This is a genomic window from Streptomyces sp. NPDC006743, from assembly GCF_040703815.1.
Lineage (GTDB): Bacteria > Actinomycetota > Actinomycetes > Streptomycetales > Streptomycetaceae > Streptomyces.
The window spans coordinates 1-2,111 of the sequence record NZ_JBEYJA010000150.1; the positions used below are offsets into that span (position 1 = coordinate 1).

General features: G+C 66.7%; 3 protein-coding genes. All 3 read left to right on the forward strand.

The window, feature by feature from the left end:
* Positions 1–301: 301 nt before the first annotated feature.
* Genes ABZ719_RS37570 through ABZ719_RS37580 form a run of 3 tightly spaced genes read left to right on the forward strand, consistent with a single transcriptional unit; the run spans position 302 to position 1,544 of the window.
* A complete protein-coding gene (locus ABZ719_RS37570) occupies positions 302–526 on the forward strand; it encodes a hypothetical protein (protein WP_037859405.1) in 225 nt (74 codons plus the stop codon).
* Positions 523–1,266, forward strand: a complete 744-nt coding sequence (locus tag ABZ719_RS37575) for a GntR family transcriptional regulator (RefSeq protein WP_366729659.1) — start codon at positions 523–525, stop codon at positions 1,264–1,266. Before ABZ719_RS37570 ends, ABZ719_RS37575 begins: the two co-directional genes overlap by 4 nt.
* A complete protein-coding gene (locus tag ABZ719_RS37580) occupies positions 1,263–1,544 on the forward strand; it encodes a hypothetical protein (protein ID WP_366729658.1) in 282 nt (93 codons plus the stop codon). Before ABZ719_RS37575 ends, ABZ719_RS37580 begins: the two co-directional genes overlap by 4 nt.
* The last annotated feature ends 567 nt before the right edge of the window (positions 1,545–2,111 follow it).

The following is a 2,111-nucleotide window of genomic DNA, read 5'->3' on the forward strand; positions in this document are numbered from 1 at the left end:
ATGGACGGCAGCCGAGCTGAGAGCCACACCCCACTCCCCTGGGTGCCACAACCCTACGAATGGCTGGGGTCAACCCATGATCAGAAAGGTAGAGCCTGCTGATGCCCTACCGCCCACAACATCGCCTCACGCACGCTGAGGCTGCTCCGTACCGGTCGGCCTCATGCCGGATCGGTACGCACCTGGCATGCGCGGAGTCCGCACCGGCCACGGCCCCGGTCGACGTTCCGGTGCACTACGAGGCGTGCGACTGCCCGTGCCACGCGGCACCCACCCGACCCGGGTCGGTGGAGGTGAAGCGGTGAGAGAACGCATGCCCACGGGCGCGATGGTCTCCCCGGTCGAGATCACCTCAGCGAGCGTGCAGCGCGGAGACCTCATCCAGATCGGCGGCCGGCAGTGCCTGGTGATCGACCTCATCCAACTGCGCCAGGGCGCGAAGCAGCTCGTATTCGAGTCGGGCGAACTGCTGACCATGCACTCACGGTCCCGGATGATCGCCATGCGGATGCTGAGAAGGTGGTGATCCGGCCCGTGTCTTCCCGCCGAGACGCCATCGCCGGTGACCTCCGCAGCCAGATCACCACCGGCCGCCTCAAGGCCGGCGAACGCCTGCCCTCTGAACCCGACCTCGCCGCGCGCTACGCGGTCAGCCTGCCCACGCTGCGGAGCGCTCTGGCGGTCCTCCAGGGAGAAGGCCTGATCGAGAAGGTCCACGGCCGGGGGAACTTCGTCCGTCGCCCACTCCGGCGGATCACGTACGTCGGTGGAGCGCGGTGCCCCGACGCGGATACGCCTGCTGACGGGGCTCTGCGTGTCAGCATCCGCACAGCCAAGATCCGGGCGCGGGGGCAGTTGGCCGTCCTGATGAACGTACCGGTCAGGAAACCGCTGACTGAGTTCATCTGTCTCGCTCACGAAGGGAAGGCTCCGCACAGCCTGGCCCGCATCTACGTGCCCCGGGACCTGGCGCCGGCTGACGTGCCCGAAGAGTCCACCTTGCGGTTTGGGGCACTGGTGAGCGTGGGCGACCTGCGCTCGCCGCTGGCGGAGGTCCAGGAGAGGGTCAGGGTTCGCCTGCCGACGCAGGAGGAAGCGTCGATCCTCCGGCTCGGCTCTGCCTGGGCCGTTCTCGCCATCACACGCGTGATGACCGATGCTGCCGGACGCGTGGTCGAGGTCGCGTTCCTCGTGTTCCCAGGCGACCACGCCGATGCGGTTTTCACCACTCACCACCAGATCGACGGCAGGAGGACAGAAGAGTGACAGCACAGAACGAGTTGAGACTACTGCCGTGGTCGGGACCCGACGGCAAGCCCGGCTACCTCAGCAGTGATGACGGCGACAGCTACATGTCCCGCCTGGCGGACAACACTGAAACGGCTCAACTCGGCATGGCAACCCAGATACTGGACCACGCACGAGATGTTCTCGGCGGCTCGGACTCGGATCCGGAAGAACTGCGGTCACTGGCAGCCGAACTGACCCTCGCTCTGAGGGACACACTCCGAGTGGCTACCAGTCGCGGCGGGCGCTTGCGATGACCGCATGCGGGGCCGCGGAGCCCTGTTCGTGCCCGTCCACCGACCCCGGCCTGGCTCACCAGCGAGGCTGAGAAGGCCCACGGCCCTGACCTGCTCAGGTGCCGTGGGCACATCTCGTTGTTGGCTTACTTTGGGCGGGCTCTCAGCTTGGGAAGCTCGGGCCACTCACGGACTGTGGTTGAGCTGACCTGCGGTGGAGTGGTCAGGAGGTCGATCTGGCCGCCGAACTTCTCCCCGCTGTTCCCCGTGCTTTCCCGCCTGATCTGGCATGGCTGTGGCACGGGCACAACAGCGGCCAAGCTGCCGTACGTCCTCCAGACCTACGGCTTACCCCCCGTACCTCTCCAACAGATCAGCGATGTGCCCCAAGCCATGTTGTCTGAGATATGGGAGCAGGACGTGTCGAGGTGGTTGCACACTTCGATAAGGGTTGGCGCAGGGTCCGGTGTAGAGGCCGCCCCCTGGACCAGTAGACAACCCGCCCCCGGGGCCAGTGGAAAGGCCGCCTCCTGGGCCAGTTGAGAGTCCACCTCCCGGTCCGGTGGACAGTCCTCCGCTGGGACCGGT